Here is a 21,071-nt window from a genome sequence, read left to right as displayed (position 1 = left end):
TCAGTAGCGCACCAATTATTCATTTGCAGTCGACTTTTCCGTTGAGAAGCAGCGGCAAAACCGAAGTGAACTTATTGTTTTTCCCTGAATTCTTATAATAAAACGAGTCAGATTTAAAAGGATACTAAGCGTATAAAAATTCACGTAACCGAATATAACAACACTCTTTTACTGTAGATAATTATGGCGAATTTGGGCGAGGAGAGGCTGAAAATAGTAAGAAAAAATAATGATTTTGTGGCGGGGATAAAAAGAAAAATTGTCGGCCTTTCCGGAAAGGAAATGACCGACAATTGAACAGGTTATCAGGCGACAGGACGCGCGATAATACTGCGGGTTTCCATACGGACTTCAGCGATAGTGACGTCAATCACGTCGGTGACTTTGTAAACTGTTTCACCTTTAATTTGCACCGTACCGTTTTCCTGACTACAGACCATTTCATCACGAACAGCATGCAGGAATGGCGCCGGAATAAACGCGACAGCACCGTTATCGACCAGGCGGACGCGCATCCCCCCGCGGCTGATATCAATGATCTCGGCGGCGAAACGGGTATCCGTACCGGCTTTATCCTGCAGGAAGCGCGCGTACAGCCAGTCGCCAACGTCACGCTCTGCCATGCGGTTCAGACGGCGACGATCGGCCATTTGCAGCGTGGTCTCCTCCTGAGGGCGGGCAACGGTTTCGCCTTTGATAATCGCTTTCAGCAGACGGTGGTTAACCATATCGCCATACTTACGGATCGGTGACGTCCAGGTCGCGTAGGCTTCGAGGCCGAGACCAAAGTGCGGGCCAGGCTCGGTGCTGATTTCAGCGAAGGACTGGAAGCGACGAATGCGGCTGTCCAGGAAGCCCGATGGCTGCGCGTCCAGTTCGCGGCGAAGCTTGCAGAAGCCCGGCAGGGTCAGCACTTCTTCCGGATCGACGTGCACGTCGTGATTCTTCAGCAGGGCCGCCAGCGCTTCGGTATTCGCCGGATCGAAGCCGGTATGGACGTTGTAAATACCAAAGCCCAGCTTGTCGCGCAGCACGCGTGCGGCACAGATGTTGGCGGAAATCATCGCTTCTTCAACGATGCGGTTCGCAATGCGTCGCGGCTCGGCCACGATATCCAGCACTTCGCCTTTCTCACCCAGAACAAAGCGATAATCCGGGCGATCTTTGAACACCAGCGCATGGATTTGACGCCACTCGCTGCGGTTCAGGCAGATGCGATGCAGCAGACGGATCTGCGCGGCAATGGCGTCTGATTCTGGTTTCCAGCTACCGGTATTTTCCAGCCAGTCGGAGACGTTATCGTAGGCCAGCTTGGCTTTCGACTCGATGGTGGCGGCAAAGAACTCGATATCGTCTTCAATCGCGCCATCCGCGGCAATGGTCATGCGGCAGGCGAGAACCGGGCGCACTTCATTTGGGCGCAGCGAGCAGAGATCGTCTGACAGTTCACGAGGCAGCATTGGGATGTTGAAGCCCGGCAGGTAGTTCGTGAACGCACGAATTTTCGCCGTTTCGTCAAGCTTGCTGCCTTCAACAATCCAGGCGGTGGGATCGGCAATGGCAACAGTCAGGTGCAGTTTGCCGTCGGCGCTCTCTTCAGCGTAGAGCGCATCGTCCATATCTTCGGTGCTGGCGCTGTCGATGGTGACAAACTCCAGCGCGGTGAGATCGCGACGCGTCAGACCTTCGTCCTGCATCTCGGTTGCCACGCCGTTCGGCGCTTCTTTTTCAAGATTGTGGCGTGCCAGCGTAACCCACCATGGCACGAAATGATCGGCGCCAAAGGTAATGAACTGGGTCAGTTCCGCATAAAAACCGCGATCGCCCTTCAGAGGATGACGGCGCATTTCTGCTACGGCCCAGTCGCCTTCTTTAAAATCATGCTCAACGCCACGGGCGGCGCGGCAGGGAATGGCATCTTTCAGCAGAGGGTGATCCGGCACGATAGAAAGACGATCGTCTTTTCGCTGCACCTTACCCACAAAGCGGGTCAGGAACGGTTCGATCAGTTCTTCCGGCTCGGCGGACTCACGTTCCTTTTCGGTATGAATGACGGCCATGACGCGGTCGCCATGCATCACTTTCTTCATCTGCGGTGGCGGAATGAAGTAGCTTTTCTGCGCGTCAACTTCAAGGAAGCCAAAGCCCTTTTCCGTGGCTTTTACGACCCCTTCTGCACGCGGCGTCTGGGAATGCAGTTGCTGTTTAAGCTGCGCTAGCAGCGGGTTGTCCTGAAACATAATGTTCTATTTTCGTAGCCATTGAGCGGCTGACAGTTTTACGCGATTCTCACTGTCTCAGCAAGCGGTCTTTGGGTAATGAGTGTGGTTATTCCTCTTTACCAAACGCCACTTTCAGACGATTAAGCCAGCCATCAAACGCACTTTGGGTAAGCAGCGTGATGGCATATTCGCCCTGGAGTCCTTGATCCGTGAGCGGGGTAAACTGCGCGGCGCTGAAGCGGTCCGGCGAGCGGGTCAGCAGTTCGACCGCTGCCGAAAGTGCGGGTGACGTCTGCGGGATCTCCGCGCGGCTGTTTAACAGGATTTCTCCGGTCAGGTCGAGCAGCGTCGGCTCATGACAAAGCACCGGCGTCAACGCCTCGAGCGCGGGTTCGGCCTGCCAGCGGGAGAGGGACTCCAGCTGATGCGCATTCGCGTAGCGCAGTTCGACGACGGGTAAAAGCGGCATCCACGCATCGTGGCTCGCGGGGATCGTGTGCGGCTGAATATGATGTCCCGGCAACCAGCGAACAGGATGTCCCAACAGGGCCTGAAAAATCGCGACCACGCGCGCCTGAAAACCGATAAAGCCGATAATCTGGTTAATCACCACGATGTCGTACGTGGACAGGCCCACCTCATCAAGCTGGTTCCGGGCTTTATCATCAATGACATCAGGTGAGCTGGCGAGCTGGCGGGCATACTGGGTGATTTGTGCCAGGCGGCGGTTGCTTTCGCGCGAGGAGTCCGGGCCGGGAAGCGGGGCGAGGAGGGCGGCGTAGTGGTTACAGAGCCGCTGAACGCCGCAGGCCTGAGCGACCGTTAGCGCGGTACTGAGTCGATCGTAAGCGCTGAGCGTATGCAGTCGGTTCACGGGAATTGAGAGCGGAAACAGCTGGTGGCATAAGGCTCTGGCAGGGGTAAGCCAGCCAGAACAGGCGGCGACAATCTCATCAGGCAGGGCTAAATCGAGCAAAAAACGATCGTCGACGTTAGCGGCTTCGGGTACCAGGGGCAGAACATCCGTCTGCGCGTGGTTTGACTGGGTTTCATGATACCAGTGGCCTTTGCCGGAAAAACGGCGTTGTTCCATGTGCGTTCCTTGATCTCAAAATGGCGATCAATATCCTGGCGTAAGGCAGATAAAGGGAAAAATATTGTTAGGTGATAACAAATAGCAGAACGGAATAACGAAGGGGTGACGCGGGGGGAAATACTCTCTTCCCGGGCGGGAAGAGAGTCACAGCTTATTTAATTTCCAGCTCGTTCATTGCAGCGATGTTGAAGCCGCCGTCAACGTGAACCACTTCGCCGGAGATACCCGCGGAAAGGTCAGAGCACAGGAATGCTGCAGAGTTACCCACATCTTCAATGGTAACAGTACGACGAATCGGGGTAACCGCTTCGCAGTGTGCCAGCATTTTACGGAAATCTTTAATACCGGAAGCGGCCAGGGTGCGAATTGGACCCGCAGAGATGGCGTTAACGCGCACGCCTTCAGGACCCATTGCGTTCGCCATATAGCGTACGTTGGCTTCCAGAGACGCCTTAGCCAGACCCATTACGTTGTAGTTAGGGATCGCACGTTCTGCGCCCAGGTAGGACAGGGTCAGCAGGGCTGCGCCCGGGTTCAGCATCGCGCGGCAGGATTTCGCCATCGCAACGAAGCTGTAGGAGCTGATGTCGTGCGCGATTTTGAAGCCATCACGGGTTACCGCGTTCACGTAGTCGCCGTCCAGCTGGTCGCCAGGCGCGAAGCCGATGGAGTGAACGAAACCGTCGAATTTCGGCCATGCTTTTGCCAGTTCAGCAAACATGCCGTCGATGCTTTCGTCTTGTGCAACGTCACATTCCAGAACAATGCTGGAACCCAGCTGCGCGGCAAACTCTTCAACACGGCCTTTCAGCTTGTCGTTCTGGTAGGTGAACGCCAGCTCAGCGCCTTCGCGATGCATTGCCTGTGCGATGCCGTATGCGATGGACAGTTTGCTGGCAACGCCAGTCACCAGAATGCGCTTACCGGAAAGAAAACCCATAGCTTTAATCCTTATATTCATTGCTTATTTTGCCTTGTAATTCATAGCGTTACAGGCAGTATTTCAAAATCATTCGAAATTAGCTCGAAATTATAGCCCACTCACGGCCCTTTGTGTCACGATATTTCTCGCACTTCTCCGAAGTCGCATGCCCCGAAGAATGCGCCGCGGACTCGCGGGGGCGCGAAATTTCAGCATTCGTCCAGTATATCACCCGGCAACAGCTTCGCCTCATCCAACCAGCGAGGAGGCGCGATCCCGCAAGGGTGTTCACGCTTTCCTGATGTTGCCGATGAAGCGCGCAATAACGATAAAGAAAACCGGTACGAAGAAGATCGCGAGAAGCGTGCCGCTAATCATGCCGCCAAAAACTCCGGTACCGATGGCATGCTGCGTACTGTCGCTCGCACCGGTGGCCAGCATCAGAGGAACAACTCCTAAGGTAAAGGCTAACGATGTCATCAGAATGGGGCGCAGGCGCTGGCTGGCGGCATGAACGGTTGCCGCCAGCAGGGGCTGCCCCTGACGATGGAGCTGCCTGGCAAATTCGACAATCAGAATGGCGTTCTTGGCCGACAGGCCGATGAGCGTAATCAGACCCACCTTGAAGAAAACGTCATTCGTCATACCGGCGACAGACACCGCTACTACCGCGCCGATAAGACCCAGTGGAACGACCAGCATGACCGCGAATGGGATAGACCAGCTCTCATACAGCGCGGCGAGCACCATAAATACGACCAGTATCGACAGGGCGATCAGGCCCGGAAGCTGCGATTCCGATTTTATCTCCTGTAGCGAACTCCCGGCCCACTCACCCGCCATGCCCTGAGGCAGGCTCCTGGACAAGCCTTCCATGGCCTTCATTGCAGTGCCGCTGGATACGCCTGACGCCGCACTTCCGGTAATCCGTATAGCAGAATAACCCTGGTAGCGCGTCAACTGCTGCGGTGCCACGTTCCAGGAGATCGTCGCAAACGATGATACCGGCACCATCTCACCCATCCGGTTTTTCACTGATAGTTTCAGTATCTGCTCGGGCTGCATTCGGTAAGGGGCATCGGCCTGCATAATCACCTGTTGAACGCGGCCGTTGTTCGTATAGTCGTTGACGTAATTTGAGCCCAGGGTGACGGAGAGCGTCTGGTTGATTTCATCGAATGAGACGCCCATCGCTTCCGCCTTTTCCCGGTCAACCTGGAGCGCAAGGCTGGTTCCTTCCGGCAGACCGTCTATATAGACATCGCTGAGTTCAGGGCGTTGATTAGCCTGCAGAACCAGCGCGTCGGCGGCCCTCTTTAGAGCGTCATAGCCCGCTCCCGCTCTGTCCTGAACGTACCATGTGAAGCCCGAGGAGGTGCCCATATCCGAAATGGCCGGCGGGAGCAGGCTCATCGTGACGGCATCAGAGACGTTCGTCATGCTGGCCTGTATGTGGTCGGCTTCATCCTGAGCCGTCGAGCCCTGCCGATTTTTCCAGTCCTTCAGCGTGGTGAAGGCCATAGCCGAATTCGGTCCTGAACCTGAAAAGCCAAACCCCAGGATCATAATGTTGCTTTCAATGTCCTGCCGGGCCGCAATTTCCGCTTCAAATTTTTTGACCACGTCGAGGGTGCGCTGCATCGTGGCATTAGAAGGCAGCTGGATAGAGGACATAAAGTAGCCCTGATCTTCATCCGGCAGAAAGGACGACGGTAGCGAAGACAATCCAACAAACAGCGCCGTGCAGAGCGCAACGTACAGGAGCAGCATACGCCCGGTTCGCTTCAGAACGGCACCCAGCCCGGCTTCGTAACAGACGGTGAGCAAACGGAAGCGCGCGTTAAACCTGGCCGCGAACCTTCCACTTCCGCTCTTTCCTGCCTTGTGCGGCTTGAGTAACGTTGCGCACAGGGCAGGCGTCAGCGTCAGGGCCAGAAACGCGGACAGCAGTATGGAGACCGCCATAGAAATACAAAATTGTCGATAGATAATCCCGACCGAACCCTCAGCAAACCCCATGGGGATAAAGACGGCTGTGAGCACCAGCGTGATCCCGATAATCGCCGGGGCGATCTCCTGCATGGCCTGTCGGGTAGCGTCCCGTGGGGAGAGGCTTTTTTCCGCCATCAGTCGTTCGACGTTCTCCACTACCACAATGGCATCATCAACGATAATCCCTATCGCCAGCACCATGCCGAACATCGTCAGAATATTGATGGAGTATCCGCTCAATAACATCACCGTGAAGGTGCCAAGAAGTGCGACGGGAGCAACAATCGCCGGGATAAGCGTACAGCGTATCTTATGCAGAAACAGAAGCATCACCAGGAAGACCAGGACCATCGCTTCTACAAAGGTCTGAACCACCTTCATGATAGACAGTTTCACAAACGGCGCGGTATCGAAGGGAACCGTAAACGCCATTCCTTCCGGTAATACCTGGGAAAGCTCGCCGATGCGCGCGCGTACGCCTGAAGCTGTACTCATTGCGTTGGCACCCGGCGAGAGCTGGATTGCCGCAGCCGTTGCAGGCACGCCATTTTCGCGGATACCGAAAGCGTAACTTTGCAGGCCGGACTCAACGCGCGCGACGTCGGACAGTTTCAGCCTCGCGCCCGATGCATCTGATTTCAGGGTAATGTTTCTGAACGCCTCTACCGAAGTGAGTTGCCCCTTCACGGTGATGGGATACGTTACGCCTTGTCCCGCAGATGCTGGTTCATCTCCCGTTTTGCCGGGCGAAACCAGGGCATTTTGCTGGCCAACAGCAGTAAGTACATCGCTCACCGAAAGGCCGTAGCTGTGGAGCTTCATCGGATCCAACCAGATACGCAGCGCTTTTTCGCCGCCAAACAGCTGAACTTTCCCTACGCCGGGCACGCGACGAAGCTCGTCACTGACGTTTCGGGCAAAATAGTCGCTTAAGTCGGCTTCCTCGAATTGACCGCTGGTGGACTTCAGCCCCACCATCATTAAAAATCCAGAATTAGCGGCCTCGACGTTAATGCCGTTTTGTCTTACCGCCTGAGGAAGACGAGGCTCGACGATCTTAATCTGGTTCTGCAGATCCATCTGTGCCAGCTTGATGTCCGTGCCGGGTTTAAACGTGACGGTAATAGACGCCGAACCGGTTGTGTCGCTGGATGATTCGAAGTAGAGCAAATTATCTACGCCAGAGATTTCGCGCTCGATTAACGATACCACCGACGTATTCATGATATCGGGGCTGGCCCCCGGGTAACTGACGGAAATAATGATGCCCGGCGGTGCCACCGCCGGATACTGCGCAACCGGCAAACGAGGAATAGACAGGAGACCCGTCAGGACGATAAACAGCGCCACGACCCAGGCGAAAATAGGGCGGTCAATAAAAAAATGAGGCATTGGTTTTTTTGTGCAAAAGAGTGAGGCAGAGACTCTACCGCGCACCTGTTTAGCGGAAGTGGGCGGTTTATGGAGGATGTGTGGAGCAAGGGCTCAGATCATTCTCATAATGAGGTACAGCGGTGCTCCACCAAAAAAAATGATCAAATAACATTCATAGTAAAAGATCAGATCCTCAATATCGGGCATCGCGTTTAACAGCACGGTGAACGTAATAATGAGATAAACAAAAATCACCATCAGCCAGAAGGCGATGATAAGAAGCTCAATGAACGCGCCGGCTTTATTTTGTATGACCAGAGAAACCACTGACAATGCGATGCAGCCATAGATAAGGGGTGAAGAGAGCAGCGTCGAGGCGACTTTCTCATCCACTCTGTGTACCAGCATCAGCCAGGTATAAAGTAATCCCCACGACTGCAGCAGAAACAGGAAATATATACCCAGTTTTTTAGGAGAAAAATATTTAGAAAGTTCCATGTTCATTATTTCAGCCAACTTCATAAAATCTTTAAGAAACAGTGGTAATTTGCAGCCCGCAATGCACAACGCGTTATGCCTCATTAGCGATTTTGAACGGACATTGTCGAGTCTTTATTGACTGAATGTGTAGGCTGTGTGGAGAAATAACCGGGCATTTAAATCAACCGGGAAATTTTCGTGACTACGGCACTTTTTCCCGGAGGCTGTGTCTTATTGTGCTCAAGATATCTGATAGCGTGCTTAAAGGGATTTCACCCGCGGAGATAATATGAACAAAAATACGCTTATCCTTGTTGTTGAAGATGAAGACGAAATCGCCGATATACTGATGAGCTACTTAGAGCGTTCGGGAATGAAAACGCTCAGGGCCAGGCAGGGCGAGCAGGCGATAACGCTCAATCGCCTCCATAAACCGGATCTCATCTTGCTGGACATTCACCTGCCCGTGTGTGACGGCTGGAGCGTGCTTACCACGCTTCGCCATGAAAGCGCTGTCCCCGTCATTATGGTTTCCGCTCTCGATCAGGACGTCGATAAACTTATGGGTCTGAGGCTCGGCGCGGATGATTACGTCATCAAACCCTTCAACCCTTCGGAAGTTGTCGCGCGGGTTGAGGCGGTGCTGCGTAGAACAAAGCCTGCGCTTCAGCAGGCGGGGGCCCTGCCGCTCAGAACGCCATTCATTACGGTCTATCCGGATGATTTCTACGTGGAGGTTACTGCGGGGCCCGAGGTTATCTCCCCGGTCTTAACGACGACCGAATTTAAGTTGCTTTCTTACCTGGTGCGGTATCCGCGCAAGGTCTGTTCCCGTGAAGAGTTGCTCAACGCGTGTTTGCCGGAAGGCGATACGCTCGACAGAACCGTCGACAGCCATATGAGCAAGCTGCGAAAAAAACTGGAGCTGGCCGGTCTTTATGGCGTTCCCGAGAGCATCAGGGGCATGGGTTACCGGCTTGGGGAAAAGAAATGAATAAAGAGTCTGTCCTGAGTCGTCAGATCTTAACGTATATGCTGTTGCTGACGTTTACGATAATTGCCATCGCCATACTGGGCTCCTGGTTTTTTTACTCCTTTATTCTGGATCATCTTCCCGGCGGCCCTGCTGCGGGCGATGACGAGCAGATGACGATGTGGGACTGGGTATGGATTGGGACCGCGACAACGATCAGCCTGATCATTGCCGTATTCTTTACGGTCAAACTTTCATCGCGAATACTCACCCCGCTAAACGCGGTCGCGTCCAGCCTGAAAAAAATTTCTCAGGGCGATCTGGACGCCAGGGCATTCTGTGCCAGTTCCCGGCTGGGAGAGATCAATCACCTGGTTACGGATTTCAATGAAATGGCAGAAAAGCTGCAAACGCTGGATATCCAGCGGAAATCCTGGAATGCTGCGATTGCGCATGAACTCAGAACCCCGGTCACCATTTTACGCGGAAGGCTTCAGGGGCTGGTTGACGGTGTGTTTACCCCGGACCCGGTGCTGTTTACTAACCTCCTCAAACAGACGGAAGGATTAACCCGTCTGATTGAAGATCTCCGGGTTATCAGTTCGGATGGCGGGGCAGGATACACGTTATACCAGGCCAGAACGGATCTGAAAGGGACACTACAGGACGCGCTCGATACCTTCATGCCCGAGTTCAACCGTAAGGCATTTACCGTCCATACCGAACTGAGGGAGCAGCAGTGCGCATTCGATCCCTTACGCATCAATCAGTGTCTGACCGTTTTATTTGACAATGCCTTACACTATTCCACCTCGCGCAAGCTCACCGTAAAAAATGGTGTTTCGGATAAAGGCAATTTTATCCTGATTCAGGATGGGGGACCGGGTATCCCCAGGGAGTTTCATGACTTCCTGTTTCAGCCCTTTCAGCGCGATAACGGCGCCAGACAGTTGAACCCGGAAGGCTGTGGTTTGGGCTTGTCGGTGGTAAAAGCCATCATGCTGGCGCATGGTGGCGATGTTACCTATACCTTATCAACGCAAAACCACTCGATATTTAAACTCACCTGGCCCGACTCGTGAGCGTCAGCGGCAGGTCAAATGTGCCTGCCGGCGGTAAATGCCATATTTTTCCTAGCTTAGCATCCCATTCCTGCGGGGTAATCGACAGTTTACCGCGTCTCGGGCTTAAGGTTATTTCACTGAAATAGATTTCATCTTTTTTTAGCATGAGGTCAACGCGGCAGTAGTCAATGCCATCCGCCAGCTCCTGGGATGCCAGCAACGCTTGTCGGAACAAGGCCGGTTCGCCTGGCGCCAACGGTGTATTCGGATATTCCATCTGAAAGGGTTGTAAGTTCCAGTACCTGTCGTAAACGTTGATGAAACCTTTGCCGCTGTCATCCGTAAAATCCGCTTCAACATAGTGGGCAACGCCATGAAAGCAATGGATCCTTAGCATTTCGGGCGCTGTGTTCCTGTCTGCATCATCGAAGAGATCGACATACGGTTCGCAAAGTATTTTTGGCGTAATGTTTTTGTACTGCCATTCGCGCGTGGTGTAGTACATATTTTTCTTTAACGCGAGACTGAGTTTTTTACACGCTTCCCTGATGTTAAATTGCGCTTTGTTCGTACATATTATTGTGCTGCCACTGTCATGGTTGCACTTAAGGACAAATTTTTCAGGGAGCGTCGAAAAATCAATCTGGGACACCTTGCTGTACACGCCAAGTAATGGCACCGTTTTCGCACGCGTTGTTCTGGAGATTACGTATTCCCGAACGGCGAGTTTATCGGCAAGCAGGGTATAGACGTTATTGTGGTCATAGACCAGACGATGACATATTTTTTCACTCAACGTCGTGGGTGATTTAATGTCAGGGTGCTTCCCCGATGTTTTCTTGAGCCTCACAGTATGAAAGTACAGGTCCGTCATTAAAAATGAACGACATTTTTTGATGAGGTACTCGGTATATTTGAGAACGTAAGTGGCGTTGTTCATTTCTTCTCCTCCATAATGTCCGGATATTCTGGAGAAGAACTGTTGATGTATTTTGCTGAGAATATGGAGCAGCTATGGAGATGAAAAAGTTAAGGATTAAACAGCGTGTTAAGGCTATTTAATCCTTATTAAGCGGTGCAACGTTTGTTTACCGATCTTTGCGCCACGCATCGGCCGTCAATGCTTCACCGAAATGACCGGCTATCAGCCGTTTTGTCAGTTCGTGAAGCGGGGAGGCCATCACATCCGCCGTGCTGCCGCGTTCGACCACTTCACCCTGGTGCATAACCATCACCTGATCGCTGATGTGCTTCATCATCCCCAGATGCTGGGTGACGTAGATATACGAGATGCCCTGTTTTTCCTGCAGTTCCAGCATCAGGTTAATCAGCTGCGAACGCATCGACATATCCAGCGAGGCAAGCGCTTCGTCAGCAATGATCACTTTCGGGCGCAAAATCAACGCACGCGCCAGACCCAGACGCTGTTTCTGGCCGGGTGCCAGCATGTGTGGGTAGTAGCTTTCGTGATCCGGTAACAGCCCAACCATGCGCAGTGTTTCGAAGATACGCTTACGGCGCGCCTCGGGCTCCAGGTCGGTGTTCAGACGCAGCGGAAAATCGAGGATCTGCGAAATGCGCTGGCGCGGGTTGAGCGAGGTCGACGGATCCTGGAAGATCATGCGGATGCGCTGGCTGCGGAAAGAGTAATCCCCGAACGTGAGAGGGTGATCGTCAATCAATACTTCGCCTGCAGTCGGTTCAACCATACCGGCGAGCATTTTCGCAAGGGTGGATTTCCCGGAACCGTTCTCGCCGATGATTGCCAGGGTCTGTTTTTCACGCAGGGTAAAGCTGAGCGGTTTTACCGCGTCGACAGTTTGACGATGAAACAGCCCCGTGCGGTAGCGAAAGGTCTTACTCAGGTTGCGGACTTCCAGCAAGGTTTCGACCATTTCACTCTCTCTCCATGTTCAGCGGGAAATGACAGGCGTAAAGATGATTTTTGGCCCCGGTCAGGCGTGGCGTCTCGATACATTTACGCTGAGCATACGGGCAACGCGGCCCCAGACGACAGCCTATCGGCAACGATTCCAGCAGCGGAATCGCCCCGGGCAGGGTATTCAGGCGGCTCTTATGCGGCATGGCGCTGCCAAAATCGGGAATAGCGCGGATTAGCGCCTGCGTATACGGGTGGTGCGGCGCGGTGATCAGGTCTTCACTCGGCGCGGTTTCGACCGTTTGTCCGCAGTACATCACGTCAATCTTATCCGCCCATTTGCTGAGCATTTGCAGGTCATGGCTGATCAGCAAAATGGTGGTGTTGTTGTTCTGGTTAAGACGCGACAGCAGGCGGAAGATTTGCGCCTGCGTGGTGGGTTCCATCGCGTTCGTCGGTTCATCCGCAATCAGCAAACGCGGCTGATTGGCCAGCGCGATGGCAATCATCACTTTCTGACACTCGCCGTCGGTCAGCTCGTACGGGAAGCTGCGCATCGCATCTTTGTGATCTTTGATCCCGACGCGGTGTAAAAGCTCAATGGCGCGACGCTTGCGCCAGCCCACGCGCTGCCACCAGCGGCCTTTATAGGTCCAGCCGGGGATGTTCTGCATCAGCTGTTTGCCCACGCGCTCGGACGGGTCGAGACAGGACTGCGGCTCCTGGAAAATCATGGAGACGTTGTGCCCGACCAGCTTACGCCGCTCGCGGGGAGAGAGGCGCAGCAGGTCGATATCATCAAACCGCATACGGTCTGCGGTGACGCGCCAGTTATCTTTCGCCACGCCGCAGATGGCTTTGGCGATCAGGCTTTTGCCTGAGCCGGATTCCCCCACCAGCCCGCGAATTTCACCCTCCGCGAGGGTGATGCTGATGCGATCGACGGCTTTAACCCAGCCTTCACCGGTTTTGAATTCAATGGTGAGGTTGCGAATATCAAGAAGCGGCATTATTGCACCCCCGCGTTAATTGCACGGCGAATACCGTCGCCCAGCAGGTTGATCAGCAGCACGCTCACCATGATGGCCGCACCCGGCAGCATAACCGTCCACGGCGCCACGTAAATTAACTCCAGCGCGTCACCGAGCATCGCGCCCCATTCAGGCGACGGCAGCTGCGCGCCGAGGTCGAGGAAGCCGAGCGCCGCGATGTCCAGAATCGCCATCGACAGGGCGCGGGTGATCTCGGTGACCAGCCCGGACGCGATGTTAGGCAGCACGGCAAACCACAGGATGTTGAAGGTGGTCGCGCCGTCCAGGCGCGCAGCGACGACATACTCTTTTTCCAGCTCGTCATGCACCATGCTGTAAACCGAGCGTACGATGCGGGGCAGGATAGCCAGCCAGACGGCGAACATGGCATGCGACAGGTGCGGACCGGCAAAGGCAACCACAACGATCGCCAGCAGCAGAGACGGAATCGACAGCAGTGTATCCAGAATGTGGTTAAGCACCGCCGAGCGCAGGCCATGCGTGGATCCCGCAAAAATACCCAGCGCCAGCCCGCAGATCGTGGCCGCGAACGTCACCACAAACGCGCCGCCCACCGTCGGGGCCGCACCGCTCAGCAGGCGGCTCAACACGTCACGTCCGAGGTCGTCCGTTCCCAGGAAGAAGGAGACTTCCCCGTAGCGGGACCAGGACGGCGGCAGCAGCTGATAGCCAAGGAACTGCTGGTCAATGCCGTACGGCGCAAACCAGGAGCCAAAGACGCACAGCAACACCAGACCGGCGCAGCCATAAAGGCCGATCATCGCCGTGGTATCACCATAGAATTTACGCCACACGGTACGCAGCACACCGGGCGTGCGCTTTTCACTGTATACGTTATCGTAGGGCATACCATTCCTTATGCTTCAACGGGTTAGCCATGGCACCCAGAATATCGGACAACACGTTAACAATAATCACCAGCGAACCAATCACCATCACCCCTGCGGAAATCGCGGCATAGTCCTGCTGGCGGATAGCGTTAATCAACCACCGTCCGAGGCCCGGCCAGCTAAAGACCATCTCGGTGATCATGGCCAGCGTCAGCATGGTGGAAAACTGTAATCCCAGACGCGGAATAACCGGCGGCAGGGCGTTGTGCAGGACGTTGCGGCGCAGGATGGTCAGGCGCGACAGTCCGCGCGTGGCGGCGGCTTTGACATAGTTCTGGTCAAAGACCTCGATGGTGCTCAGGCGCATCAGGCGGATCACTTCGGTTGTTGGCGCAACCGCCAGCGTCAGTACCGGCAGCACCATATGGCGCAGGGCGCTGACGATCATCTCATGCCGCCACACGGAATCGGACAGCCACGCGTCGATAATGGCAAAGCCCGTCACCGATTTAACCGTATAGAGCAGGTCAAAACGGCCAGAAACCGGGAGCCAGCCCATCGTCAGCGAAAAGAAAAGCGTCAGCAGCAGCGCCAGCCAGAAGACCGGAATGGAGAAGCCGAGCAGGGCGAGGGCGCTAATAAACTTATCCTGCCATTTGTTGCGATATATCCCGGCCAGCATGCCCACGGGGATCCCGACCATCAGGGCAAACCCGAAGGCCAGAATGCACAGCTCCATCGTGGCCGGGAAAACCTCTTTCAACTGCTCGGAAATCAGCTGCCCGTTAATGCTGGACACGCCGAAATCCCAGTGCAGCAGCCCGTTAAACCAGAAGAGCCAGGCATCCCACAGCGACGATCCCTGGAGCGGGGCGTGGGGCGTGAAATAGCTCAGGCTAAAGCCGACAAAGTTCAGGAAAAAGAGCGTCACCAGCAGCAACAGGAGCCGGCGCAAGGTAAAAATAATCATGGTTTTTTCACCTCTTGTTCTTTTTCACGCGACACGCCGGCGAACGAGGCGTTGCCAAACGGGCTCAGCACCAGGCCTTTAATATCATAGCGATACGCCTGAAGGCGCAGGGAAGAGGCCAGCGGCAGCACCGGGAGTTCCTGGGCTAAGATCTTCTGCGCTTCATCATAGGCGTCGATGCGCGAGGCCAGCTGTTGGGAAGCCAGCGCTTTTTGCAGCACGGCGTCAAACTCCCGGTTACACCAGTGGGCGTAGTTGGTCTGCGAGTTTATCGCCGCACAGCTCAGCAGCGGCCGGAAGAAGCTGTCCGGGTCGTTGCTGTCGGTGGCCCAGCCGGTGAGGGTTAAATCATGATTCATGTCCATCAGGCGCGCCTCCTGGAAACGGCCCTCTACCGGTACGATGATCACTTTTACGCCCACCTGCGCCATATCCGCCTGCAGCAGTTCGGCGGTCTTGAGCGGGCTCGGGTTCCACGCCTGGGAGCTGGTCGGCACCCAAAGCTGCAGCGTGAGGTTTTCTGCGCCCAGCGCTTTCAGCTGTTCACGTGCTTTTGCCGGATTGTATTCCGTAATTTTAGCCTCACCGTCGTAGGCCCACGAGGCGCGCGGTAAAATTGAGGCGGCGGTTTCCGCCGTACCGTAATAAATCGACTGCATCAGGCGCTGGTTGTTGATGGCCAGCGCAAGGGCGTGACGAACGGCAGGGTTATTCAACGGCGGCTTATCGGTGTTAAAGGCCAGATAGGCGATGTTCATCCCCGGACGTAGCGTCAGACGCAGGCGCGGATCGTCGCGCAAAATCGTGAGCTGGCTGGCCGCGGGCCAGGCAAGCACGTCACATTCCCCGGTGAGCAGTTTTGACAGACGTCCCGTTCCGCCAGAGCCGAGATCGACCACCACCTGCGGCATCAGCGGCGTACCGCGCCAGAAGTGTTCGTGGCGCTGCAGACGAATATATTGCCCGGCGCGGTATTCGGCCAGCTGGAACGGACCGGTGCCGACCGGCTGACGATCGAGCAGTTCCTGACGATCTTTTTTCGTCAGCTTCGCCGCGTATTCGGCCGACATGACGGACGCATAGTGGGTTGCCAGATGCCACAGGAATGAGGCATCCGGGCGCGTCAGCGTAAATTCAACCGTGCGGTTATCCAGCTTGCGCACGCTTTTCACGGTGTCGGCAAACTGCAGGCTGTCGAAATAGGGGAAATTGCTGCCGTTAACGTTATGCCACGGGTGATTGCGGTTGAAGATACGCTGGAAGGTGAAGACCACGTCATCCGCATTCAGCTTGCGCGAGGGGGTAAACCACGGCGTACGCTGAAACGCGACATCATCGCGCAGGTGAAAACGGTAGGTTGCGCCGTTATCCAGCACTTCCCAGCTTTCCGCAAGCTCGGGCACGAGACGGTAAGTGTACGGGTCTACATCAAGCAGACGATCGTAAAGCTGCGCGGCAAGGGTATCCACAATCAGGCCGCTGCCCGCTTTTTGCGGGTTGAAAGTATCCACCTGGCCGCTTACGCAATAGACGAAGCCGCTGTCACGAATGTCAGGCTGCGGCGTTTGCCCGGGCGCGGCAAAGGCCTGGCTGCTAAACAGACCAAGTGCAAAAAAGGACGATAAAACCAGACGCATAATTTTTAAGGTATTAAATATGAAGTGGCTATCCTACTAATTTTAAACGACATTATCCAGTATCGTTTAAGCCTGAGGGCATAATGGGGCAGTAACGTTTGCAGTCGGTCACTCAGCGTCACAACCCGATGCACGTTCATACCTGCAATCCACTTTGAATATACCTCATGGACTATCTTAGCATTTTCGTGGCGCATCTGACTCGCTATAAACGAAGGATTCGCTCCGGCGGATAGCATCAAGCTTGTGAATGTATGCCGTGAATGACAGGAAGACATGTTGTCGCTATCAGATCTGGGATCATACTTTCTGAAGAAAAATAGCCGGTAAAATGCGGCCGTTTATCACCAGATCTGAGAGCAGATCAAGTACGGGTAAGGCAATGGCATACGAACAGTCTAAATAGCATAGAGTAAAAATGCTCACTTTGTTGTTACGTGCGTACCTGCCACCCTGGTTCATTTTTTCAGCACTTTAATAAGCATCATCAGTACAAACGCTATCATTGCAGACAGGCCAAAATTGATCAGAATTGCTGTGAAATCATAGTTATTCATGGCTTCTTCACCATCGCCTGATATCTGGATATGTTGCATGATAACATCATTAATCCAGCTGTCCGGGACGAGGATAAAACTGGCAATAAGTAAAACAACGAATATTATGATTTTCATCTCACACCACATTTACTGAAGTCAGGTACACCACGAACATCAATTTCGATTCCAATACCATTTTGGCTACCCTATTTGGCGGGTTGAATGGTCAGTTCCAGTATTCATATTTCGTCGTCATCACGGCCTTATGTTTTTCCACATACTGTTTACCCGTCCGATCGGCTGGGACAATCGTGGTATCCATATTGGCGCGTGTGCATTCTCCATGCGAGTTCCACTCCTCACACGTTGTCAGGTTTTTTTCAATGGTGAAATACGTCTGGGTCTTGCTCAGGGACAGATCACGGCCCTCGTTATCGTAGGTATACTCTTCTATGGTTGAGGGGGACTCGGTTTTGATCAGGCGATCATTGTCATCATAGCTGTATACAGTTGTATAGTTATCTATCGCCAAACTTCCTTTGCTTACCACCCTTGCCAGCAACCCTGATGAATTGAATACGTAGTCTATTGCGCCCACTGTGGTTTTATCTTTATCTCCTGGTTTTGTGGCCGCAATAATCGAACGATTAACCACGTGGCTGATAAGTCCATTGTTGTTCAGCTGGTACATCCCCTCCAGCGTCTGCCGATATAATTGTGTGGCCTTCTGACTGTTGTTATCGACTATTACGCCGTTCGCATCCAACTGAATGCGCCAGCCAAATTCCGTTCTGTTTAACTGAATTTCATTGGTAGTCGTGAAAACATTTTTCGGTCCCGGTGAGGTTTTGACCTCTTTAACACTGCTGCCAGTGAGTTCACCGCATTGATCAAAGTTGCTTTGAGCCGATGCGCGGATATACCCATCAGGGCTATCAACAGTGATTTCGACTGACTTAGGGATTTCGGTTCTTGTCTGCTGGTTCAGGAGGATGAGGTTGTTCAATTTGTTTTTAGCGAAAGTTTCCGCTGTGCATTGTGCGGCATAAGTCTGAAATGAGCAGAGGGATAGGAAAGTAATAAGTATGTTTTTATTATTGAATGGCATTGTATGTTGTCCTAAGGAGTGGAGCAGTTATCCAGGCTTGGTTTTGTAAAATGTCTGCTGTTAAATGCTGATATTGTTAGCGCATTTGATGTTTTTTAAGCAATGCCCTTAACTGATGGTAGGTCAAACCCAGCAGTTCAGCCGCCCGTTTCTGGTTGTATTTCGCCATCTTCAGGCTTTGCTCCAGCAGCTGTTTCTCCTGGTCGTGCTGGAACTGGCGCAAATCAAGGGGAAGAGCAGGGGCGTCGCCTGGAGATGCTGGTGCGGGCAAGGGCGGGGCGCTGCGCTGAAAAGGATCGATAATGATGTTGTCCAGCTCCGTTTCGCTGCTGCCGTGGCGATAGACGGAACGCTCCACGACGTTTTTCAGCTCGCGGATATTGCCCGGCCAGTGGTAAGCAAGTAGCGTCTCCCGTGCATAATCGCTGAAGCCGGGGAACAGCGGCAGTCCGAGCTCGCGGCACATCTGAATCGCAAACTGGTCTGCCAGCAGCATAATGTCGCTTCTTCGCTCGCGCAGCGGAGGAAGCTGCACGACGTCAAAGGCCAGGCGGTCGAGCAGGTCGGCACGGAATTTTTCCTCTGCCACCCTCTCCGGCAGGTTGGCGTTAGTGGCGCACACCAGGCGCACGTTCACCTGCAGCGGCTGACTACCGCCAACGCGCTCCAGTTCGCCGTATTCAATCACGCGCAGCAGTTTCTCCTGCACCAGCATGGGCGCGGTGGCCAGTTCATCAAGAAACAGCGTACCACCGTCGGCGCGCTCAAACCGTCCCGGATGGCGCTTCTGGGCACCGGTAAACGCGCCCGCTTCATGGCCGAAGAGCTCGGTATCGAGCAGGTTTTCATTCAGCGCCGCGCAGTTAAGGGAAATGAAGGGGCCGTCCCAGCGCCCGGATAAGTAGTGCAGACGGTTGGCGATGAGTTCCTTACCCGTACCGCGCTCGCCGATAATCAGCACCGGTTTATTGAGCGGCGCCAGGCGAGACACCTGTTCCAGCACCTCCAGAAAGCTGTTTGCTTCGCCGAGTAAATTGTCTTTGTATCCGGGCATGATGAAATTAACCACTCCTTAGCGATATTCACCAGGTAAGAATAGTTCTTCACTGCATGAAAATCAACCATGGCCTGTTAAATCAATAAGATAAAAAGTTGGCATGAGATTTGTATTATTTGTACAGCAGGGCATCGCCCGATAACAGAACTATGAGGAGTCAATTATGGGTATTTTTTCTCGTTTTGCCGACATCGTGAACGCCAACATCAACTCACTGCTGGAGAAAGCGGAAGATCCGCAGAAGCTGGTGCGTCTGATGATTCAGGAGATGGAAGACACGCTGGTTGAAGTCCGCTCTACCTCCGCCCGCGCGCTGGCTGAGAAAAAACAGCTTACGCGTCGTATTGAACAGGCCACCGTTCAACTGAACGAATGGCAGGAAAAAGCAGAACTCGCGCTGCGCAAAGACAAAGAGGATCTGGCCCGTGCGGCGCTGATCGAAAAACAGAAGCTGGCAGAGTTGGTCGCGACGCTCGAGCATGAAGTGACCCTGGTGGATGACACGCTCACCCGCATGAAGAAAGAGATTGGCGAGCTGGAAAACAAGCTGAGCGAAACCCGCGCGCGTCAGCAGGCGCTGACCCTGCGTCACCAGGCGGCAAGCTCCTCCCGCGACGTGCGTCGCCAGCTCGACAGCGGTAAGCTGGATGAAGCGATGGCCCGTTTTGAATCGTTTGAGCGTCGTATCGACCAGATGGAAGCGGAAGCCGAAAGCCACGGCATCGGTAAGCAGAAGTCCCTGGATCAGCAGTTTGCTGACCTCAAGGCCGATGATGAAATCAGCGAGCAGCTGGCGGCACTGAAAGCCAAAATGAAGCAAGACAACCAATAATAATGCCTGCGGCACCTGAACGTGCCGCATCGTAAGACAAGGAGTACACATGAGCGCGCTTTTTCTGGCTATTCCCCTGACGATTTTCGTGCTGTTCGTTTTGCCGATTTGGTTATGGCTGCACTACAGCAACCGTTCCTCACGGGGCGAACTTTCCCAGAGTGAACAACAGCGTCTGATACAGCTCTCCGATGAGGCGAACAAAATGCGTGAACGCATTCAGGCGCTGGAAGCCATCCTGGATGCTGAACATCCAAACTGGAGGGACCGTTAATGTCTGGACTGAATCTGAACAAAAAGCTGTGGCGAATTCCACAGCAGGGCATGGTGCGCGGCGTCTGCGCCGGGCTGGCTCACTATCTTGACGTCCCGGTTAAGCTGGTACGCGTGGTGACGGTGCTGTCGATCTTCTTCGGTCTGGCATTTATTACCCTGGTTGCGTACATCGTGTTGTCGTTTGTGCTTGACCCGATGCCGGAAGGAGAACTGGCGGCGGAAGGCGCTCCCACCAGCAGCGATCTCCTCAATGCTGTGGATGCGCAACTCGCCGCCGGTGAGAAGCGGTTACGGGAAATGGAACGTTATGTCACATCCGATACCTTTACGCTGAGAAGTCGTTTCCGTCAGCTTTAAGAGAAAAATGAGATGAAACAACACTGGCAACAGGCCGGTCAGAAGGTAAAACCCGGCCTGAAAATCGCAGGTAAGCTGGTCCTGATGACCGCGTTACGTTACGGTCCGGCTGGGGTAGCGGGGTGGGCGATTAAATCGGTTGCCCGCAAGCCGGTCAGAATGGTACTGGCCGTGGCGCTCGAACCGCTGTTGCAAAAGGTGGCGAAACGGCTGTCACGCCGCTACTTATCCCAGTAGTTTCCGCTCGCAGCAGCCCTTTCTCTTCCAGGAGAGGGGCTGGCGATGATGACCCGCACTTCCTCATTTCACCTGCTTTCTTTGCGGCAGCTCACAATATTGCGCTGAGCTGCTTTGCAATCGCATTTTTCTCCTGCCCGGTCCGTTGACAGATATTTTTCATGGGAGTAGATT

Annotated in this window: 20 protein-coding genes; 6 read left to right on the top strand and 14 right to left on the bottom strand. The window is 54.1% G+C overall.

Annotated elements, in window-relative coordinates; all coding sequences use genetic code 11:
• Positions 1-305: 305 nt before the first annotated feature.
• The 5 genes from ACHH0Z_RS06850 to ACHH0Z_RS06830 all read right to left on the bottom strand — a co-directional run bounded on the left by ACHH0Z_RS06850 (position 306) and on the right by ACHH0Z_RS06830 (position 8,104).
• Complete coding sequence (locus tag ACHH0Z_RS06850) at positions 306-2,240, bottom strand: exoribonuclease II (protein WP_045410380.1); 1,935 nt, start codon at positions 2,238-2,240, stop codon at positions 306-308.
• An 88-nt stretch (positions 2,241-2,328) separates the two neighbouring features.
• Positions 2,329-3,315, bottom strand: a complete 987-nt coding sequence (locus tag ACHH0Z_RS06845; RefSeq protein ID WP_045410379.1) for a CMD domain-containing protein — start codon at positions 3,313-3,315, stop codon at positions 2,329-2,331.
• A 154-nt stretch (positions 3,316-3,469) separates the two neighbouring features.
• Entirely contained in the window at positions 3,470-4,258 is a 789-nt protein-coding gene (fabI, locus tag ACHH0Z_RS06840) for an enoyl-ACP reductase FabI (protein WP_003856831.1), read from the bottom strand.
• A 270-nt stretch (positions 4,259-4,528) separates the two neighbouring features.
• Positions 4,529-7,624, bottom strand: coding sequence for a multidrug efflux RND transporter permease subunit (locus tag ACHH0Z_RS06835; RefSeq protein ID WP_045410377.1), 3,096 nt, complete (start codon positions 7,622-7,624; stop codon positions 4,529-4,531).
• A 93-nt stretch (positions 7,625-7,717) separates the two neighbouring features.
• Positions 7,718-8,104: a hypothetical protein gene (locus ACHH0Z_RS06830; protein WP_045410524.1), complete on the bottom strand. Its 387-nt coding sequence runs from the start codon at positions 8,102-8,104 to the stop codon at positions 7,718-7,720.
• Between the two features lie 271 nt (positions 8,105-8,375).
• Here ACHH0Z_RS06830 and ACHH0Z_RS06825 point away from each other — a divergent pair, with 271 nt between their 5' ends.
• Together ACHH0Z_RS06825 and ACHH0Z_RS06820 are read left to right on the top strand one after the other, a co-directional pair.
• Positions 8,376-9,080: a response regulator gene (locus ACHH0Z_RS06825; protein WP_008501224.1), complete on the top strand. Its 705-nt coding sequence runs from the start codon at positions 8,376-8,378 to the stop codon at positions 9,078-9,080.
• Positions 9,077-10,141, top strand: a complete 1,065-nt coding sequence (locus ACHH0Z_RS06820; RefSeq protein ID WP_045410374.1) for an ATP-binding protein — start codon at positions 9,077-9,079, stop codon at positions 10,139-10,141. The genes ACHH0Z_RS06825 and ACHH0Z_RS06820 overlap by 4 nt, the downstream gene beginning before the upstream one ends.
• Here the strand turns inward: ACHH0Z_RS06820 and ACHH0Z_RS06815 are convergent.
• From ACHH0Z_RS06815 to pspF, 9 genes are all read right to left on the bottom strand, one after another.
• Entirely contained in the window at positions 10,122-11,063 is a 942-nt protein-coding gene (locus tag ACHH0Z_RS06815) for an ATP-grasp fold amidoligase family protein (RefSeq protein WP_045410372.1), read from the bottom strand. The two genes, ACHH0Z_RS06820 and ACHH0Z_RS06815, sit on opposite strands and share 20 nt — an antisense overlap.
• Positions 11,064-11,211: 148 nt before the next feature.
• Positions 11,212-12,018: a putrescine export ABC transporter ATP-binding protein SapF gene (gene sapF / locus ACHH0Z_RS06810; RefSeq protein WP_008501227.1), complete on the bottom strand. Its 807-nt coding sequence runs from the start codon at positions 12,016-12,018 to the stop codon at positions 11,212-11,214.
• A 1-nt stretch (position 12,019) separates the two neighbouring features.
• The gene (gene sapD / locus ACHH0Z_RS06805; protein ID WP_008501228.1) at positions 12,020-13,012 is read right to left on the bottom strand and encodes a putrescine export ABC transporter ATP-binding protein SapD; all 993 of its coding nucleotides are present in this window, start codon (positions 13,010-13,012) and stop codon (positions 12,020-12,022) included.
• A complete protein-coding gene (gene sapC, locus ACHH0Z_RS06800) occupies positions 13,012-13,902 on the bottom strand; it encodes a putrescine export ABC transporter permease SapC (RefSeq protein ID WP_008501229.1) in 891 nt (296 codons plus the stop codon). Before sapC ends, sapD begins: the two co-directional genes overlap by 1 nt.
• Positions 13,889-14,854 carry a putrescine export ABC transporter permease SapB gene (gene sapB / locus ACHH0Z_RS06795; protein WP_008501230.1) on the bottom strand — a complete coding sequence of 322 codons (966 nt, stop codon included), beginning with the start codon at positions 14,852-14,854 and terminating at the stop codon, positions 13,889-13,891. The genes sapC and sapB overlap by 14 nt, the downstream gene beginning before the upstream one ends.
• Complete coding sequence (gene sapA / locus ACHH0Z_RS06790; RefSeq protein WP_008501231.1) at positions 14,851-16,491, bottom strand: ABC transporter substrate-binding protein SapA; 1,641 nt, start codon at positions 16,489-16,491, stop codon at positions 14,851-14,853. Before sapA ends, sapB begins: the two co-directional genes overlap by 4 nt.
• A 458-nt stretch (positions 16,492-16,949) precedes the next feature.
• On the bottom strand, positions 16,950-17,165 hold the full coding sequence (locus tag ACHH0Z_RS06785; RefSeq protein ID WP_045410370.1) for a hypothetical protein: 216 nt from the start codon (positions 17,163-17,165) through the stop codon (positions 16,950-16,952).
• 91 nt (positions 17,166-17,256) lie between these two features.
• Positions 17,257-18,138, bottom strand: coding sequence for a hypothetical protein (locus ACHH0Z_RS06780; protein WP_032663419.1), 882 nt, complete (start codon positions 18,136-18,138; stop codon positions 17,257-17,259).
• Positions 18,139-18,214: 76 nt separating this feature from the next.
• Positions 18,215-19,192 (bottom strand): phage shock protein operon transcriptional activator, encoded by a 978-nt coding sequence (gene pspF / locus ACHH0Z_RS06775; protein ID WP_045410368.1) that lies wholly within the window; start codon positions 19,190-19,192, stop codon positions 18,215-18,217.
• Between the two features lie 166 nt (positions 19,193-19,358).
• Here pspF and pspA point away from each other — a divergent pair, with 166 nt between their 5' ends.
• Genes pspA through pspD form a run of 4 tightly spaced genes read left to right on the top strand, consistent with a single transcriptional unit; the run spans position 19,359 to position 20,897 of the window.
• Positions 19,359-20,027, top strand: a complete 669-nt coding sequence (gene pspA, locus ACHH0Z_RS06770; RefSeq protein ID WP_008501235.1) for a phage shock protein PspA — start codon at positions 19,359-19,361, stop codon at positions 20,025-20,027.
• 49 nt (positions 20,028-20,076) lie between these two features.
• The gene (gene pspB / locus ACHH0Z_RS06765; protein ID WP_008501236.1) at positions 20,077-20,301 is read left to right on the top strand and encodes an envelope stress response membrane protein PspB; all 225 of its coding nucleotides are present in this window, start codon (positions 20,077-20,079) and stop codon (positions 20,299-20,301) included.
• On the top strand, positions 20,301-20,660 hold the full coding sequence (gene pspC, locus ACHH0Z_RS06760; RefSeq protein WP_008501237.1) for an envelope stress response membrane protein PspC: 360 nt from the start codon (positions 20,301-20,303) through the stop codon (positions 20,658-20,660). The genes pspB and pspC overlap by 1 nt, the downstream gene beginning before the upstream one ends.
• A 12-nt stretch (positions 20,661-20,672) precedes the next feature.
• A complete protein-coding gene (gene pspD, locus ACHH0Z_RS06755; protein WP_023292260.1) occupies positions 20,673-20,897 on the top strand; it encodes a phage shock protein PspD in 225 nt (74 codons plus the stop codon).
• Positions 20,898-21,071: the final 174 nt, after the last annotated feature.

The organism is Enterobacter cloacae complex sp. 2024EL-00227 (assembly GCF_043945315.1).
GTDB classification, from domain to species: Bacteria; Pseudomonadota; Gammaproteobacteria; order Enterobacterales; family Enterobacteriaceae; genus Enterobacter; species Enterobacter roggenkampii.
Note: the sequence above shows the minus strand (reverse complement) of the source record. Positions and strands in the feature narration are given on the sequence as shown.

What these genes read in the sequence shown, in the direction of transcription:
- ACHH0Z_RS06850 (WP_045410380.1), bottom strand. Translation starts at nt 2,240, where the DNA reads ATGTTTCAGGACAACCCGCTGCTAGCGCAGCTTAAACAGCAACTGCAT.
- ACHH0Z_RS06845 (WP_045410379.1), bottom strand. Translation starts at nt 3,315, where the DNA reads ATGGAACAACGCCGTTTTTCCGGCAAAGGCCACTGGTATCATGAAACC.
- fabI (WP_003856831.1), bottom strand. Translation starts at nt 4,258, where the DNA reads ATGGGTTTTCTTTCCGGTAAGCGCATTCTGGTGACTGGCGTTGCCAGC.
- ACHH0Z_RS06835 (WP_045410377.1), bottom strand. Translation starts at nt 7,624, where the DNA reads ATGCCTCATTTTTTTATTGACCGCCCTATTTTCGCCTGGGTCGTGGCG.
- ACHH0Z_RS06830 (WP_045410524.1), bottom strand. Translation starts at nt 8,104, where the DNA reads ATGGAACTTTCTAAATATTTTTCTCCTAAAAAACTGGGTATATATTTC.
- ACHH0Z_RS06825 (WP_008501224.1), top strand. Translation starts at nt 8,376, where the DNA reads ATGAACAAAAATACGCTTATCCTTGTTGTTGAAGATGAAGACGAAATC.
- ACHH0Z_RS06820 (WP_045410374.1), top strand. Translation starts at nt 9,077, where the DNA reads ATGAATAAAGAGTCTGTCCTGAGTCGTCAGATCTTAACGTATATGCTG.
- ACHH0Z_RS06815 (WP_045410372.1), bottom strand. Translation starts at nt 11,063, where the DNA reads ATGAACAACGCCACTTACGTTCTCAAATATACCGAGTACCTCATCAAA.
- sapF (WP_008501227.1), bottom strand. Translation starts at nt 12,018, where the DNA reads ATGGTCGAAACCTTGCTGGAAGTCCGCAACCTGAGTAAGACCTTTCGC.
- sapD (WP_008501228.1), bottom strand. Translation starts at nt 13,012, where the DNA reads ATGCCGCTTCTTGATATTCGCAACCTCACCATTGAATTCAAAACCGGT.
- sapC (WP_008501229.1), bottom strand. Translation starts at nt 13,902, where the DNA reads ATGCCCTACGATAACGTATACAGTGAAAAGCGCACGCCCGGTGTGCTG.
- sapB (WP_008501230.1), bottom strand. Translation starts at nt 14,854, where the DNA reads ATGATTATTTTTACCTTGCGCCGGCTCCTGTTGCTGCTGGTGACGCTC.
- sapA (WP_008501231.1), bottom strand. Translation starts at nt 16,491, where the DNA reads ATGCGTCTGGTTTTATCGTCCTTTTTTGCACTTGGTCTGTTTAGCAGC.
- ACHH0Z_RS06785 (WP_045410370.1), bottom strand. Translation starts at nt 17,165, where the DNA reads ATGAAAATCATAATATTCGTTGTTTTACTTATTGCCAGTTTTATCCTC.
- ACHH0Z_RS06780 (WP_032663419.1), bottom strand. Translation starts at nt 18,138, where the DNA reads ATGCCATTCAATAATAAAAACATACTTATTACTTTCCTATCCCTCTGC.
- pspF (WP_045410368.1), bottom strand. Translation starts at nt 19,192, where the DNA reads ATGCCCGGATACAAAGACAATTTACTCGGCGAAGCAAACAGCTTTCTG.
- pspA (WP_008501235.1), top strand. Translation starts at nt 19,359, where the DNA reads ATGGGTATTTTTTCTCGTTTTGCCGACATCGTGAACGCCAACATCAAC.
- pspB (WP_008501236.1), top strand. Translation starts at nt 20,077, where the DNA reads ATGAGCGCGCTTTTTCTGGCTATTCCCCTGACGATTTTCGTGCTGTTC.
- pspC (WP_008501237.1), top strand. Translation starts at nt 20,301, where the DNA reads ATGTCTGGACTGAATCTGAACAAAAAGCTGTGGCGAATTCCACAGCAG.
- pspD (WP_023292260.1), top strand. Translation starts at nt 20,673, where the DNA reads ATGAAACAACACTGGCAACAGGCCGGTCAGAAGGTAAAACCCGGCCTG.